Annotated in this window: 10 protein-coding genes; 9 read left to right on the top strand and 1 reads right to left on the bottom strand. The window is 70.9% G+C overall.

The features are described 5' to 3' along the window. The first annotated feature begins 226 nt into the window (after positions 1-226). Positions 227-2,422 (top strand): tetratricopeptide repeat protein, encoded by a 2,196-nt coding sequence (locus FHX81_RS36930; protein WP_141983103.1) that lies wholly within the window; start codon positions 227-229, stop codon positions 2,420-2,422. Positions 2,423-2,738: 316 nt separating this feature from the next. Here the strand turns inward: FHX81_RS36930 and FHX81_RS36925 are convergent, their stop codons facing one another. Next, positions 2,739-3,932, bottom strand: a complete 1,194-nt coding sequence (locus FHX81_RS36925) for a hypothetical protein (RefSeq protein ID WP_246108151.1) — start codon at positions 3,930-3,932, stop codon at positions 2,739-2,741. A 299-nt stretch (positions 3,933-4,231) separates the two neighbouring features. On the opposite strand from FHX81_RS36925, the gene FHX81_RS36920 reads away from it, so the two are divergent. The 8 genes from FHX81_RS36920 to FHX81_RS36890 all read left to right on the top strand — a co-directional run bounded on the left by FHX81_RS36920 (position 4,232) and on the right by FHX81_RS36890 (position 15,348). Continuing rightward, positions 4,232-7,198 (top strand): ATP-binding protein, encoded by a 2,967-nt coding sequence (locus FHX81_RS36920; RefSeq protein WP_170232307.1) that lies wholly within the window; start codon positions 4,232-4,234, stop codon positions 7,196-7,198. A 142-nt stretch (positions 7,199-7,340) separates the two neighbouring features. After that, the gene (locus FHX81_RS42740) at positions 7,341-7,466 is read left to right on the top strand and encodes a hypothetical protein (protein ID WP_281291769.1); all 126 of its coding nucleotides are present in this window, start codon (positions 7,341-7,343) and stop codon (positions 7,464-7,466) included. 363 nt (positions 7,467-7,829) lie between these two features. Beyond that, complete coding sequence (locus FHX81_RS36915; protein WP_141983101.1) at positions 7,830-8,747, top strand: carbohydrate ABC transporter permease; 918 nt, start codon at positions 7,830-7,832, stop codon at positions 8,745-8,747. A gap of 5 nt (positions 8,748-8,752) precedes the next feature. Then, positions 8,753-9,622, top strand: coding sequence for a carbohydrate ABC transporter permease (locus tag FHX81_RS36910; RefSeq protein ID WP_141983100.1), 870 nt, complete (start codon positions 8,753-8,755; stop codon positions 9,620-9,622). A 31-nt stretch (positions 9,623-9,653) separates the two neighbouring features. Next, positions 9,654-11,003, top strand: a complete 1,350-nt coding sequence (locus FHX81_RS36905) for an ABC transporter substrate-binding protein (RefSeq protein ID WP_141983099.1) — start codon at positions 9,654-9,656, stop codon at positions 11,001-11,003. Positions 11,004-11,085: 82 nt separating this feature from the next. Next, complete coding sequence (locus tag FHX81_RS36900; protein WP_141983098.1) at positions 11,086-12,846, top strand: glycoside hydrolase family 35 protein; 1,761 nt, start codon at positions 11,086-11,088, stop codon at positions 12,844-12,846. A 154-nt stretch (positions 12,847-13,000) separates the two neighbouring features. Further along, a complete protein-coding gene (locus tag FHX81_RS36895; protein WP_141984336.1) occupies positions 13,001-13,987 on the top strand; it encodes a LacI family DNA-binding transcriptional regulator in 987 nt (328 codons plus the stop codon). 233 nt (positions 13,988-14,220) lie between these two features. Further along, on the top strand, positions 14,221-15,348 hold the full coding sequence (locus FHX81_RS36890; RefSeq protein WP_342787245.1) for a transcription termination factor Rho, short form: 1,128 nt from the start codon (positions 14,221-14,223) through the stop codon (positions 15,346-15,348). Positions 15,349-15,472: the final 124 nt, after the last annotated feature.

Below are 15,472 nucleotides of genomic sequence, written 5' to 3'. Positions count from 1 at the left end.
GTGCCGTGCGAATGTCCGAAAGGGCAGCGGCGAATCCGCGGACATGCGGGGCGGCGCCCCCACTAATCGGATGATCTTCGGATCGGCGTGCCGCCGCCTTTCCGCTCTTCGCACTGCGGTTTCCCGGAATCGCCGAACGCTGTTGGTGGTGCCGCCTCCCCGGATCGACTCCTACCCTGGCCGACGGGGGCGGTTGCACGTGTGATTCGTCGGGCGCTCGCCCTCGGTGCTGATCGCGCAGTCGATACCGGGGAGTGGTGAGCTGATCGTGCCGGTGGAGCGGAACTCGACCAACGAAATGGGCGGCTCGGTCACCGGGGCGATCGTGCAATCCGGCACGGTCCACGGAGGCGTGCACATCACGACCCCGATCCCGGCCCCGGAGATCCCGCACCAACTGCCGCCCGCACCGGCGTTCTTCACCGGGCGGGACGACGAAAGCGCGGAGGTCGACGTGGCGGCGTCGGACGTGGCCGGGAGACCCGCTCTGGTCGTCATCTCGGGACCGGGCGGTGTCGGGAAGTCCGCGCTCGCGCTGCGATGGCTCCACATGAACGCCGAGCGCTTCCCGGACGGACAGCTGTACGCCGACCTGGGTGCCTTCGGCGCCGGAGTCCCGGTGTCGCCGAGCCACGTGCTGCCGAGGTTCCTGCGGGCGATGGGCGTCCACGTCGACGACATCCCGGTCGACCTGGCCGACCAGTCCGCGCTGTTCCGCTCGGTGACCTCGAACAAGCGGGTCGCGGTGTTGGCCGACGACGCGGAATCCGTGGCACAGGTGCGGCCGTTGCTGCCCGCCGCCGGCGGGGTCGTGGTGGTCACGAGCCGCTGGAGGTTGGCCGGGCTCGCGCTGGACGGCGCCCGGCTGATCCTGGTGGACGCGTTGGACGTCGACGCCGGAGTCGACCTGCTGTCCCACGCACTGGGTCACGACAGGGTCGCCGGTGAGCCCGACCAGGCACGGGATGTCGTGACGATGTGTGCCGGGCTGCCGCTGGCGCTGCGGCTCGTCGCGGCTCGCATGGCGACCAAGCCGCGGTGGCCGCTGGCGCGCGTGGTCGACTCCTTGTCCGACGAGCGCAGGCGGTTGTCGGTGCTGGCCGTGGCGGGCGAGCTGCCGGTGGGGACGAGCTTCGACCTCTCCTACCGCGAGCTGACGCCGGCCGCGGCGCGCCTGTACCGACTCCTCGGCCTCTACCCGGGCACCGAGTTCGGCGTCGGGTTGGCGGGTGCGACAGCCGACGTGTCCGAGGAAGAAGCCGAACAACTGCTCGACGAGCTGTTGGACGCGAGCCTGCTGATCGACCGCGGACCGGACACGTACCGGTTCCACGACCTGCTGCGCCTGCACGCGGCACGCCACGCCGACAACCAGGACAGCGCGGACGAGCGCGAGCACGCGGTGCACCGTATGGTGCTCTGGCACCTCGACCACGCGATCGCGGCCGACCTCGTGGTGATGCCGCTGAGACAGCGCTGGGGTCCCAGATCCGAGGTGATCCGACAACGCCCGCCCGCGTTCACGAACCCTCGGGACGCGTTGGACTGGCTGGATCGCCACCACATCGGCATTCTCGCCGTGCTCCGCGCCGCGGTGGGGCGTTTCGACGACGAGGCCTGGCAGCTGTGCCAGGCATTGTGGTCGCTGTACCACAACCGGCGTCCGCCGCTGGCGGACTGGGTGGCCACGCACGAACCGGGCCTGGAATCGGCACGGCGCGCCGGTGACAGGATCGCCGAAGCGCGAATGCACGTGCAGTTGGGTTACGGGCACCTGACGGTGGAAGCGTTCGACGTGGCCGCCGAGCACTTCACCGCGGCGCTCCACCTGGGCAGGTCGGTCCGTCACCGCGACACCGAGGCCACAGCACTGGAACACCTCGGTCTGGCGGCCAAGGGCGCGGGTCGCCTGGATCAGGCGTTGGACCACTTCACCGCGGCCCTCGCGATCACCGACGAACTCGGGCACACCCGCGTCACCGTCCTGCTGCTGCGCAGGCTCGGGGAGACGTTGTGCGACGCGGGCCTCGTGGCCGAGGCGGTCGCCCCGCTGCGTCGCGCCGAGGAACTGGCGGCCGGTCTGGGCGACCGCGTGCTGCGGGCCCGTGTCTCGCTCAGCCTGGCCATCGCCCACACCCGGTCGGGCCGTGCCTCGGACGCCGTCACCGCGCTGGAGGAGGTGGTGGACACCTTCCACTCGACCGGCGCGGATCACTACCGGGCGGAGGCGCTGGAGGCGCTGGCCGACGCGCACCTGGGGATCGACGACCCGGTCGGTGCGCGTCGGCACCTCGAAACAGCGCTCGTGCTCTACGACCGATCGCCGGGACCGCGGTCCGCGAAGGTGAGAGAGCGGCTGGAGGTCCTCGGCCGAGGCCCGGGAGCCTCCGCTCCCGCACCACCCGACGTGACGTCGAAGTAGCTGAACAGCCCGACGCGTTCGACCATTCCGACGCCCGGTCCCCGCCGCCTGTACCTGACTCCGCGCCCGCGTACCGCGACGACGCAGTGCCGGCCGCCGCACGGGACGACGACCACCGTGACGCCGGGCAGCCCGGACATCAGCCGACCGGTCACGTCCCGCGCCCGGTCACAGCTGTCCTGCGGCGCGCCCACCACGATGTCCGCGATCGCCAGCCACCCGGCATCGGCGACGCCCTCGTGGGCGAGGACCAGCCGGTCGGCGTCCCACTCGACCAGGACGACACCCACACCGGTGACCGCCCTGCCGGGCCCGCTCAACACGCCACCCCCAGACCACCCGCGAACGGGTGGCTGAGCAGAACCGGCAGGGGCACCGGCTGCACCGGAGCCGGCCTGGCAGGCTCGGGCAGGCGGAGGATCTCGTAAGCAGTCCGCCGCACGAGTGCCGCGGCCTGTCCCGGGCGGGACGTGACGAGGGCGCCGAGTTCCGCATGCCGACCCGGCCGGTGCGCCGAACGCACCTCGCGGAGCTGGCGGGTCAGATCACGGTCGTCCAACGCGTGCGCGAGGCGCCGCAACGCCGAAGCCACGCTGCCCGGTGCCTCGTCCCGCGCGGAGGACCGGTTCATCAGCACGGGCACGCCGAGCGCGGCCGCGTAGACGGTGACCGAGCCGTGGTCCCCGATGACGGCGTCGGCGGCGACCACGGCGGCGCGCCAGCCGTCCTCGGGTGGGAGCAGAGCGTGGCCGGCATCGAGGTAGTCGGCGAACCAGGACCGCACCTGCCAGGACCCGTGCAGCGCCCACACGAGCGGGTGGACCGCGGTGACCACGCGGTACCGGTCCGCAGGCAGGTCGGTGGTCAACCGCGCGACCAAGTCGGACTCGCTGCCCAGCAACGAGTGCGAAGACCACGTGGAGCTGACCACCACGAGCTGCTGACCACGCCGAACGCCGAGCGCCTCGCGGTACCGCGTCCTCAGCGGCCGGCTCACCCGCAGGCGGTCGAAGCACAGGTCGCCGGCGATCACCGCGCGTGGCACGGCTTCCGGGCAGCTGTCGCGCAACCTGGCCAACTCCGCCTCGTGCGTCAGCAGCAAAGCCGCGGGCACGATCCGACCGTCCCGCACCACGAGCTCACGTGACAACCCGAGGGTCGGCGGAACCTCGCCGTCCCGGTCGTCCCACGGGCTCAGCCTCGACTTGACCAAGCCCACCCCGTGCGGCGACAACACCACCGGCGCCTGGATCCGGTGGATCTGCTGGAAGCTCGCTGCCAGCGCGAGGTCGAACCTCATGCGCACGACCTGCTCCCACGGCAGCACCACCCCGTCCCAACGCCGCACGTACTCGTCCGCGCCGTGCCACGCGTCGGCCATCGACGGGACCGTGAAGACGACCTGCAGCCGCTGGTCCCCGGACAAGAGCTGCAGCAGGTCGGCGAGCCGAGTGCCCGCCGTCACGTGCGGCACCACCACGAGCACCGTGCGGCAGCCCTTCCTCGTCACCCAACGATCGGCTCCCGGACTCCCGGGCGCCATCACCCACCCCTGGAACACGCACATTTGCGGCCTCCCCGACCGAATAGCGGATGAACACACCATCGCGTGCCGTCATTTCATCCGGCCGTCAGCGGTCGCAGCGCAGCTCACGCCGGCCAGGCGGTGCCGCATGTCATCTTTTCGGCTCATTCACCGGTTGGTGTCAACGGCCTATCGGCCGGCTATCACGTTCGGCCGAACGAGCGCATTGCACGGAGACCGAAGTGGGAGCACACTGTTTTTCGTCGACGCCGGGGGTGGCGCACGTGGAGATTCGATTCGCGATACTCGGGCCGACCGCCGTGCTCGTGGACGGTCGGCTCAACGAGGAGTGGGGGGCTTTGAAGCTCCGTGCCCTGCTGGGCGCGTTGCTGGCACGACCTGGCTCTTCCCTGCCGTCGACCGAGCTGGTCGACTGGATTTGGGGCGCCGGCGACGAGCTGCCGAACGATCCCACGCAGGCCCTGTACCTGTACGCGTCGAGGATCCGTAGATTCCTCAAGAAATCCGGCACGGATGTCGACATATTCGTGGACAACCGGAATTTCCGACTCGACGTGGACCCGTTGTCCATCGACTACTTCCAGTTCCGGGAGCAGCTCCACCGCGCTCGTGTAGAGGCCCGCCGAGGAGAACACCACCGCGCACTCGACCTCATCACCGACGCATTCCGCATGTGGCGACAACAGCCCCTGGCCGACGCGGCGGGCGACTCGGCGGACGCTTGGCGGCGCCGCGTCACGAAGAATGTGCTGCTACCCGCGTACGACACGCTGTTCGCCCAGCAGCTCGCGGTCGGCGAGGCGGACGCGGTGATCACCCGGCTCGACGAGCTCGACGTGGACCACCGGTCGCACCTGGCGCTGGTCAAGCGGCGTCTCCAAGCCCTGTACGCCTTGTCGCGCCACGACGAGGCCACCGAGGAGTTCCTCGCGGTGCACAAGGCACTCAGGGTCGACTTCGACGACATCGGTGCCCGTGACCTGCGCGAGTTCCACGACGGGCTGCAGGAGAACAAGCCCACTGCCGCGCCTCGCGTCGTTGCGGCCCGCAGGCCGAACCAACTCCCCCCTCCCCTGCTCAAGTTGGTCGGCCACGAGAACCTCCTGGCGTGGCTGGACTCGGTGACGACCACCCCCTGCCTGGTCGTCGTCGACGGCCCCGGCGGCGTCGGCAAGACGGCGCGCGTCGTGCACTGGGCGCACTCCCGACTCGACCGCTTCCCCGACGGAGTGCTGTTCGCCGACCTCCACGGCTTCTCGGACAGCCCGACCGTCGACGCGGCGGCGGTCGTCGACCAGTTCCTCGAGGCCCTGGGCGGTGTCCCGGACCGCGTGCCGGACCGCGGTCGGCGGGCGGCGAGGTTGCAAGCGCAGCTGAACGGGCGACAGGTACTCGTGGTGTTGGACAACGCGGGCCACACCGACCAGGTGCGACCACTGCTGCCGCTGCTGTCCTCCAGCGTCGTGATCGTCACGAGCCGGTCGCACCTGTCCGGTCTGGCCGTGCGGCACGCGCCGCACCGCTTCACGGTCAAGCCCCTCGACACCGACCAGTCCGTCCGCCTGCTCAGCGAGCACATCGGGCCGCGGGCGACGACGCAACCGCGGGAGCTCCGGGACCTCACGGACCGCTGCGGAGGGTTGCCGCTCGGCCTCGCCACGCTGGCCAACTACATCGCCATCCGACCCCTCACCTCGCTGACGGACTTCGTCGACCAGCTCAACGAGCTGACGTTGCTGGACCTCGGCGCGATCGGCGACGGCGCGAACCACGGCCTGCGCGCCGTCTTCGGGCAATCGGTCCGCGCACTCGCACCGGAGGCGCAGCGGTTGTTCCGACTGCTCGGAGCCCATCCGGGACCCGACTTCGGCGTGGGAGTGGCGGCGGCCCTGCTGGACGCGGAACCGCGGCACGCCCGTCTGGTGCTGGACGCGCTGGTCGAGGCGCACCTGTTGGAACAGCAAGGCCCTTTGGGCCGGTTCAAGTTCCACGATTTGGTCAAGGAGTACGCCGTCGGCCTCATGATGAGCGCCGACGAGCACCATGACGCGGAGTCGCGCGTGCTGTCGTACTACTTCCGCAGCGCGGAAAACGCCGACAAAGCGGTGTTCCCCACCCAGGCGCGGGTGCGCACCGATCCGGCCTTCGCCACCCACCACGTCGCGGAGTTCACCGACGAGGTCTCTGCCCGGCTGTGGTGCCTGACCGAGATGGCGAACCTCATGGCGGTCATCCACTCGTTCTCGACCCGGGGTCACGGTGAGATGAGGGTGCAACTGGCGCAACTCGTGAACCTCGCCGGGCAGCCGCTCTTGCGCCACGGGGCTTTCCCCGAAGTCCTGGCCCTGCTCCAGGCGGGGTACGCCGCCGTCGCGCACGAGGAATCGTCGATCGAGCCGCAGGCCGACGCCCTCCAGGCGATCGCGACACTCCACCTCCTGCGCCGCAACTTCGCCGAGGCCGAGCACTACGCCCACCTGGCGCACATCAAGTACCGCCTCATAGAGGACGAAGTGGGCATCGCCGCGTGCCTGCACACCACCGCCCGGATCATGGTCGAGACGGGCAACACGCTGATGGGCATCGATTCGCACGAGCGCGCCCTGCGCGTGGTCCGCCGCACCGGTGAAACGGGTCTCGAGATCACGTTCCTCTACCGGGCGGCCGAGGCGTACCAGAAGGCGGCCGAGTACGGGAAGGCCGCCGCCTACTACCGCGAAGCACTGTCCCTGGCGCGCGATCTGGGCGACACCACGGCCGAGGGACGAGTGCTGACCCTGCTCGGTTCGCTGAGCTTCGACAAGGAGCAGACCGCCGAAGCGCGTGACTTCCTCTACGAGGGGCTGCGACTGCTGGAGCGGGCACACGACCTCGGTACCGCCGCGATGGCGTGTCATGGGCTGGCGCGGGTCGAATTGGAGTTCGGCCGGGTGCGCGAGGCGGTGGAGTACGGCCGCCAAGCCCTTCGATTGAGCCGGCGCGCTTTCGACCCGAAGGTCGAGGGTGATTCGCTCGAGACGCTCGCCGAGGCTCTCCAGCGCCGCGGACACCGGGACGCGGCCATCGAGGCTTATGAGCAAGCGCGTGACATCTTCGACGACCTCGACCCCGATCGGGCGAGGGAAACTAGACGATTGCTCAACATTCTCGTCACCCGAACAGTCGATCTACCCTCCGTTCGAACCGACACGGACGTGCAGCAACAGCGCGTGAACCCTCACGGAAGGTAGCGAACCACGATCGGTGGTAACCTATCCGGTGCGACTGCAGATGGGTTTGACCAACAGGTCAGATTTTGGCCATGTGGTTTCTTGACGCTACGATTCCTGGCCAGGTGGATTAGCCGAACCCGGCCGAGGAGTAGCCAAACCCATGAGCAAGGCTCTTGCGATGACGTTCGCGATCGTCGCGCTGACCATGTCGGCCATGTTGTTCAGCAAGGTCTGGGTGCAATCGCCCCCACAGGCCGACACGGCGAGCACCGTGTCGGAAGCCTGACCTTTCGCGTCCGTAGTTCGGCCACCGGGAACAGCGACTCGATCGCGACCGGTGGCCGGTTCACACCATGGCCGCCAGTAGCCCGGCGCGAAACTCGCGGACTCGTCGGAGCCGCTTCGCGTCGGGCTTCGCCCATGCCCGTCACCGCCTGATCGCCGCCGGGCCGCGACGACCCGCGCCCGACCCTCACCGCGACCGAGCGCCGGTTGTGACCCACCCGAGAGCAGGCTCCGCCATGGCGGACGTCTGGCTCCCGTGACGGGACGGTTACCGGACCGAGGCTTGCGGACCGCCGAATGTTTGCGTAAACATTAGCCCGCCGATGTTTGCGTTAACATCCCGCCGCGGTCCCCAGGAGTGACGATGACGTCCAGCTCGACGCCGGTACGGGCTTCGCCGCGGCCGGCACGCCGGCGGCGCGTCGACCGCCGCGGGTGGTTGTTCGTGGCGCCGTTCCTGGTCGTGTTCGCACTGGTGTTCCTGGCGCCGATCGCCTACGCGATGTGGCTGAGCCTGTTCCGCGAGCAGGTGCTCTTCGGCGGCACGCAGTTCGTCGGGCTGGACAACTACGCGGCGGTGCTCGGGGACGGCAGGTTCTGGGAGTCGTTCCTGCGGGTGCTGCTGTTCCTGGTCGTGCAGGTGCCGGTCATGTTGGGGTTGGCGTTGGTGGCGGCGTTGGCGATCGACAGCGCGCGGCTGCACGCGGCCGGGTTCTTCCGGATCGTGATCTTCCTGCCGTACGCGGTGCCGGGTGTCGTGGCGGCGTTGATGTGGGGCTTCATCTACGGCGACCACTTCGGCCTGGCCGCGGACCTCAACGAGTGGCTGGGGCGGCGGGTGGTGGAGCCGTTGTCGGGCGACTGGGTCCTCGCCTCCATCGGCAACATCGTCACCTGGGAGTTCGTCGGCTACAACATGCTGATCCTGTACTCGGCGCTCAAGGTCGTGCCGGGCGACCTGTACGAGGCAGCGGCCATCGACGGTGCCGGGGCGCTGCGCACGGTGGTCAGCATCAAGCTGCCCGCGATCCGCGGCGCGCTGGTGATCGCCACCATCTTCTCGATCATCGGCAGCTTCCAGCTGTTCAACGAGCCGAACGTCCTGCGGTCGTTGGCGCCCAACGCGATCAGCACCTTCTACACACCGAACATGTACGCCTACAACCTCTCGTTCGGCGGCCAGCAGTACGACTACTCGGCCACCGTCGCGATCGTCATGGGCGTCATCACCGCGATCATCGCCTACGTCGTGCAGCTGCGCGGCTCCCGGAAGGGCGTGTGAATCCCATGGCGACCACGACCCGTTCCCCGCTCAAGCCGCGCAAGTCGCCGGTGCTGACCGCCGTGATGGCCCTGTACCTGCTCTACACGCTGGTGCCGTTGGCGTGGTTGCTGATCAGCGCCACCAAGACCCAGTCCGACCTGCTGTCCACGTCGGGCCTGGCGTTCGGCGGCTCGTTCGCGCTGCTGGACAACATCGCGCAGACGTTCACTCACGACAACGGCATCTTCCTGCGCTGGCTGGGCAACACGCTGCTCTACGTCGTCGTGGGCGCGGGCGGCGCGACGGCGCTGGCCACGGCCGCGGGCTACGGCCTGGCCAAGTACCGGTTCCGGGGCAGGCGCGCGGTGTTCGCCGTGCTGTTGGGGGCGATCGCCATCCCGGGCACGGCGCTGGCGGTGCCGACGTTCCTGATGTTCAGCAACCTGGGGCTGACCAACACCCCGTGGGCGATCATCATCCCGTCGCTGGTCAGCCCGTTCGGCCTGTACCTGGTGTGGACCTACGCCACCGAGGCCGTGCCGGACGAGCTGCTGGAGGCGGCGCGCATCGACGGTGCGGGCGAGCTGCGGATCTTCTTCACCGTCACGCTGCGGCTGCTGCTGCCCGGCGTGGTCACCGTCGCCCTGTTCGCGGTGGTGTCGACCTGGAACAACTACTTCCTGCCGCTGATCATGCTCAGCGAACCCGACTGGTACCCCCTGACCGTCGGCCTCAACCAGTGGAGCGCGCAGGCCTCCGGCGTCGGCGCGCAGCCGATCTACCACCTGGTGATCACCGGCTCGGTCATCACCATCGTCCCGCTCGTCGTGGCGTTCCTGCTGCTCCAGCGCTTCTGGCAGTCGGGCCTGACCGCGGGCAGCGTCAAGCAGTAGTCCCTCCCACCGCCGCGAAAGGACTCCACCCATGTCACCCACCCGGCGCAGCCGCCAGGTGGCCGCAGTCCTGGCCACCGCTCTCGCCACCGCGCTCTCCGCCTGCTCGTCCGGCGACGGCGGCACCGCGCCCGCAGGTGGCGCCACGGGCACCCAGGACGCGGTCGACGCCGCTCTGAAGGCAGGCGGCGAGCTCACCTACTGGAGCTGGACCCCCTCGGCGAAGGCCCAGGTCGCCGCGTTCCAGCAGGAGTTCCCGAACGTCAAGGTGAACTACGTCAACGCGGGCACCGGCAACGACCACTACACCAAGCTCCAGAACGCCATCAAGGCCGGCTCGGGCGCACCCGACGTCGCCCAGGTCGAGTACCAGGCACTGCCCCAGTTCGCCATGACCGGCGCGCTGGTCGACCTCGGCCAGTACGGCTTCCAGGCGTTCGAGGACGACTACACCCCCTCCACCTGGAACTCGGTCAAGGTCGGCGGCGGGCTGTACGGCCTGCCCCAGGACTCCGGTCCGATGGCCCTGTTCTACAACAAGCAGCTGTTCGACCAGCACGGCATCACCGTGCCCAAGACCTGGGCCGAGTACGTGGCGGCGGCGGAGAAGCTGCACGCCGCCGACCCGACCAAGTACATCACCTCCGACACGGGTGACGCGGGTTTCGCCACCAGCATGATCTGGCAGGCCGGCGGCAAGCCGTTCACCACCGACGGCAGGAACGTCAGGATCGATCTCCAGGACGCCGGCGTCAGGAAGTGGACCGCCACCTGGAACCAACTGGTGGAGAAGAAGCTGGTCTCGTCGATCCCGGGCTGGTCGGACGCCTGGTACAAGGCGCTGGGCGACGGCACGATCGCCACGCTGGTGACCGGCGCGTGGATGCCCGGCGTGCTGGAGTCCTCGGTCGAGGACGGGGCGGGCAAGTGGGCCGTCGCGCCGATGCCCACCTACGACGGCGGCACGCCGATCACCGCCGAGAACGGCGGCGGCGGCCAGTCCGTGCTCAAGCAGAGCGCCAACCCCGCGCTCGCGGCCGGGTTCGTGCGCTGGCTCAACAACGGCAACGGCGTCAAGCCGTTCCTGGAGAGCGGCGGTTTCCCGGCGACGAAGGCGGACCTGGCGTCCCCCGCGTTCACGGACGAGGCGTCGGACTACTTCGGCGGTCAGCAGATCAACCGAACCCTGACCGCCGCCGCGGGCCAGGTCGTGCCGGGCTGGAGCTACCTGCCCTACCAGCTCTACGCCAACAGCGTCTTCGGCGACACCGTCGGCAAGTCCTACGCCGAGGGCAAGTCGCTCGACACCGGGCTGGCGGACTGGCAGAAGGCGCTGGCCGACTACGGCAACCAGCAGGGTTTCACGGTCACGACCGGCTGACCCGACGGCGGGACGGCCGGGCCCGGCCGTCCCGCCCCCACCCGCACGCACCCGTGCCCACCCGGAAGGACCACCCACCCCCGTGCCCGAGTTCAGCATCGGCGAGCGCGACTTCCTGCTCGACGGCAGGCCGTTCCGCATCCTGTCCGGGGCCCTGCACTACTTCCGCGTGCACCCCGACCAGTGGGCCGACCGCATCGACAAGGCCAGGCGCATGGGCCTGAACACGATCGAGACCTACGTCGCCTGGAACGCCCACGCGCCCGACCCGGACACCTTCGACCTGACCGGCGGGCTCGACCTCGACCGGTTCCTGCGGCTGGTCGCCGACGCGGGTCTGCACGCGATCGTCCGGCCCGGCCCCTACATCTGCGCCGAGTGGGACAACGGCGGCCTGCCCGCCTGGCTGTTCCGCGACCCCGACGTCGGCGTGCGGCGCTCCGAGCCCCGCTACCTCGCCGCCGTGCGCCGGTACCTCGACCGGGTGTACGAGATCGTCGCGCCGTTGCAGGTGCAGCACGGCGGACCCGTGATCCTGGTGCAGGTGGAGAACGAGTACGGCGCGTTCGGCGACGACAAGACCTACCTCAAGGCGCTGGCCGAGCACACCCGCGACGCCGGCATCACCGTGCCGCTGACCACGATCGACCAGCCCGCGGACGGGATGCTGGCGGCGGGCAGCCTGGAGGGCCTGCACCGGACCGCGTCCTTCGGTTCGCGCGCCGCCGAGCGGCTGGCGGCGCTGCGCCGCCACCAGCCCACCGGGCCGTTGATGTGCGCGGAGTTCTGGAACGGCTGGTTCGACCACTGGGGCGGCCACCACCACACCACGTCGGCCGCCGACAGCGCCGCCGAGCTGGACGCCCTCCTGGCCGCCGGCGCGTCGGTCAACCTCTACATGTTCCACGGCGGCACGAACTTCGGCTTCACCAGCGGCGCCAACGACAAGGGCACCTACCAGCCCACCACCACGTCCTACGACTACGACGCGCCGCTGGACGAGGCGGGCAACCCGACCGCCAAGTACCACGCCTTCCGCGAGGTCATCGCCCGCTACCACGACGTGCCCGGCGAACCGCCGCCCGCCGCGGCCCCCGCGCCGCGGTTCTCCGTGCCGCTGACCGACCCGGTGGCGCTGCTGGACGCGGCGAAGCACTGGGACGCCTGGCAGCGCCACGACGCCCTGCCCGTCCTCGACGACCTGGGCGGCACGCCGCGGCTGGCGTTGGCGACCACCCGGGTCGACGTGCCCGGACCGGCCGTGCTGTGCTTCGGCGAGGTGCGCGACCACGCCTCGGTGTTCCTCGACGGCCAACCGGTCGGCACGCTGATGCGCGAGCACCACCAGCGCGCGCTCGGGCTGCACCGCGCCGTCGGTGACTTGACCATCCTGGTCGAGGACCACGGCCGGGTGAACTACGGGCCGCGCATCGGTGAGCCCAAGGGCGTCGTCGGCGGCGCGACCCTGGCCGGCCGCCCGGTGGCCGGGTGGGACGTGCTGCCGCTCGTCCTGGACACCCCGCCGCCGGCGTGGCCCGACCCGGACCCGGCCGCGGCGGTCGACGGGCCGGTGGCGGGGCCCGTGCTGCTGCGCGCCCGCTTCGACCTCGACCGGCCCGCCGACCTGCACCTGGACACCGGCGGCTGGGGGCGCGGGGTGGTGTGGGTCAACGGCTTCTGCCTCGGCCGCTACTGGTCGCGCGGTCCGCAGCGCACGCTCTACGCGCCCGGTCCGGTGCTGCGCGCGGGCGGCAACGAGCTGGTCGTGCTCGAACTCGCCGCGCTGACCGAGCCCACCGCCCGGTTCGTGCCGGAACCACTGCTGGGTCACACGGAGGCGTGACGCGATGTTTGCGCAAACAACGATCGGCGCGCACCGGCTATAGTGACCAAGCGTCACGACCACCGCTGGAAGGAGCCCTGACGTGACAACGGAGTCCACGTCCGGGACACCCCGGCACCCCTCCGCCCGGCGCGCACCCGCACGCCGGGTGTCCATGGCCGACGTCGCCCGCCTGGCCGGCGTGTCGGCCCAGACGGTGTCGCGGGTGTCCAACGGCCACCCCAGCGTCGTCGGCTCGACCCGCGAGCAGGTGCTGGACGCGATGCGCCGCCTGGGCTACCGGCCCAACAGCGCGGCCCGCGCGTTGAAGTACGGCGAGTTCCGCACGATCGGCGTCATCCTGTTCACGCTCTCCTCGGTCGGCAACAGCCGCACCCTGGAGGCCATTGTGGACCACGCCGCGCACGAGGGTTACGCCATCACGCTGATCCCGGTGGCCGTGCCCACCCAGGACGGCGTGCTGGGCGCGTTCACCCGCCTCGGCGAGCTCGCCGTCGACGCCGTCATCGTCATCATGGAGGTCCACCTCCTCGACGCCGCCACGATGACGCTGCCGCTCGGCATCCCGGCCGTGGTCGTGGACTCCAACGGAGGCGACCGCTACACCGTGGTGGACACCGACCAGGCCGACGGAGCCCGCCAGGCCGTCCGCCACCTGCTCGACCTCGGCCACCGCACCGTCTGGCACGTGGCCGGCCCCGAGGACTCCTACGCCGCCGAACGCCGCGCCGAGGCGTGGCGCGCCACGCTGACCGAGGCGGGGTCGGCCGTGCCGGGGATGCGGCGCGGCGACTGGTCGGCCGACTCCGGCTACCGCGCGGGGCTGGCGCTGGCCGACGAGCCCGGCTGCACGGCCGTGTTCGCGGCCAACGACCAGATGGCGCTCGGCCTGCTGCGCGCGTTCCACGAGAAGGGCAAGGTCGTGCCGCGCGACGTCAGCGTGGTCGGGTTCGACGACATCCCCGACGGCACGTCGTTCATCCCGCCGCTGACCACGGTGCACCAGGACTTCACCGAGGTCGGCCGCCGCTGCGTCGAACGGGTGCTGCGCCAGGTCCACCACCGTCGCGCCAAGGCGGGCACCACGCTCGTGCCGACCCGCCTGGTGGTCCGCGAGAGCACCGCGCCGCCGCCCGCCTGACCTGCGACAACCTCCGTCCACACCGGACGCTCTTGCGCATCGGCCCGACCGGCGACTATGCTGCCCGTCATCTCGTTCCCGTGGCCGTAGGCGGCTTCAGCCCCATCCCACGGAGTCCCGCGAAATCCCCGGTTCGTCCGGACGTGGCCCGCGCGGCCTTTCCCGACGTCTCCCCCGGTTCGCACCGCGGCGTGGCCGCGCATCCCACCATTCCCCGATCAGGGAGAGAACCCTTGACACACCACGACATCACCCACACCCGGCTCGTCTCCGGCGTCCTCGACGCGGTGGACCGCCGGACCGTGCTGCGCGCCGGCGGCTACCTGCCGGGCCCGCGGGACGTCACCGTCACGCCGCGCCTGGTGGCCGAGCACGGGCTGCGCCGCGGCGACGAGGTGCACGGCCGGGCCGCGCCCGCGCCCCGCGAGGACGGGCCGCCCGCGCTGGTCACGGTGGAGGCCGTCAACGGCGCGCACCCGCGCCACTCCCCCGCGCGGCCCGCCTTCGCCGACCTGGTGCCCACCCACCCGCAGGAGCGGCTGCGGCTGGAGACGGAGCCGCACGAGCTGACCACCCGCGTGGTCGACCTGCTGATGCCGATCGGCAAGGGGCAGCGCGCGCTGGTCGTCGCGCCGCCCAAGGCGGGCAAGACGACCGTGCTGCGGTCGATCGCGCACGGGATCGCCAAGAACCACCCGGAGTGCCACCTGATGCTGGTCCTGGTCGGCGAACGGCCCGAGGAGGTCACCGACCTGGCCCGGGCCGTGCCTGCCGAGGTCGTCGCGGCCACGTTCGACCACCCGCCCCGCGACCACACCGCGCTGGCCGAACTGGCCGTCGAACGGGCCAAGCGCCTGGTCGAGCTGGGCCGGGACGTGGTGGTGCTGCTGGACTCGGCGACCCGGCTGGGCCGCGCCTACAACCTCGCCGCGCCCACCGGCGGGCGGACCCTGTCCGGCGGCGTGGACGCCGGCGCCCTCACCGCGCCCAAGCGGTTCCTGGGCGCGGCGCGCAACGTCGAGGGCGGCGGTTCGCTGACGGTCATCGCCACCGCGCTGGTCGAGACCGGCTCGGCGGGCGACACGCTGCTGTTCGAGGAGTACAAGGGCACCGGCAACGCCGAGCTGCGCCTGGACCGCCGGAGCGCCGCCCGGCGGGTGTTCCCGGCGGTGGACGTCCACCAGTCCGGCACCCGCCGCGAGGACCTCCTGCTCACGCCCGGCGAGGCCGTCGCCACCCGCCTGCTGCGGCGCGTGCTGGCGGGCCAGGAGGACGCGCTCGACGTGCTGCTCGACGGCCTGCGCAAGACGAACGACAACGCCGAGTTCCTCACCCGCCTCAGGGGCACCACGCCCCGCTGATCCGTCGGGGAGGAGCGGGCGGTCCGGAGGCGGTGGTGTGCACGCTCCCAGTGTTCAGGTCGAGATGAGGCCTTGAGGCGGCACGTCGTCTGCGCTTTCATAGTGTGCACGTTCACAGCCTGCC

This window comes from Saccharothrix saharensis (assembly GCF_006716745.1).
Taxonomy (GTDB): domain Bacteria; phylum Actinomycetota; class Actinomycetes; order Mycobacteriales; family Pseudonocardiaceae; genus Actinosynnema; species Actinosynnema saharense.
The sequence above is the reverse complement of the archived record's forward strand: the minus strand, read 5'-3'. Positions and strand labels throughout refer to the sequence as shown.

Bases quoted from the DNA above. Each gene is read 5' to 3' on its own strand.
- FHX81_RS36910 (WP_141983100.1), top strand. From the start codon at position 8,753: ATGGCGACCACGACCCGTTCCCCGCTCAAGCCGCGCAAGTCGCCGGTG.
- FHX81_RS36895 (WP_141984336.1), top strand. From the start codon at position 13,001: ATGGCCGACGTCGCCCGCCTGGCCGGCGTGTCGGCCCAGACGGTGTCG.
- FHX81_RS42740 (WP_281291769.1), top strand. From the start codon at position 7,341: ATGAGCAAGGCTCTTGCGATGACGTTCGCGATCGTCGCGCTGACCATG.
- FHX81_RS36905 (WP_141983099.1), top strand. From the start codon at position 9,654: ATGTCACCCACCCGGCGCAGCCGCCAGGTGGCCGCAGTCCTGGCCACC.
- FHX81_RS36915 (WP_141983101.1), top strand. From the start codon at position 7,830: ATGACGTCCAGCTCGACGCCGGTACGGGCTTCGCCGCGGCCGGCACGC.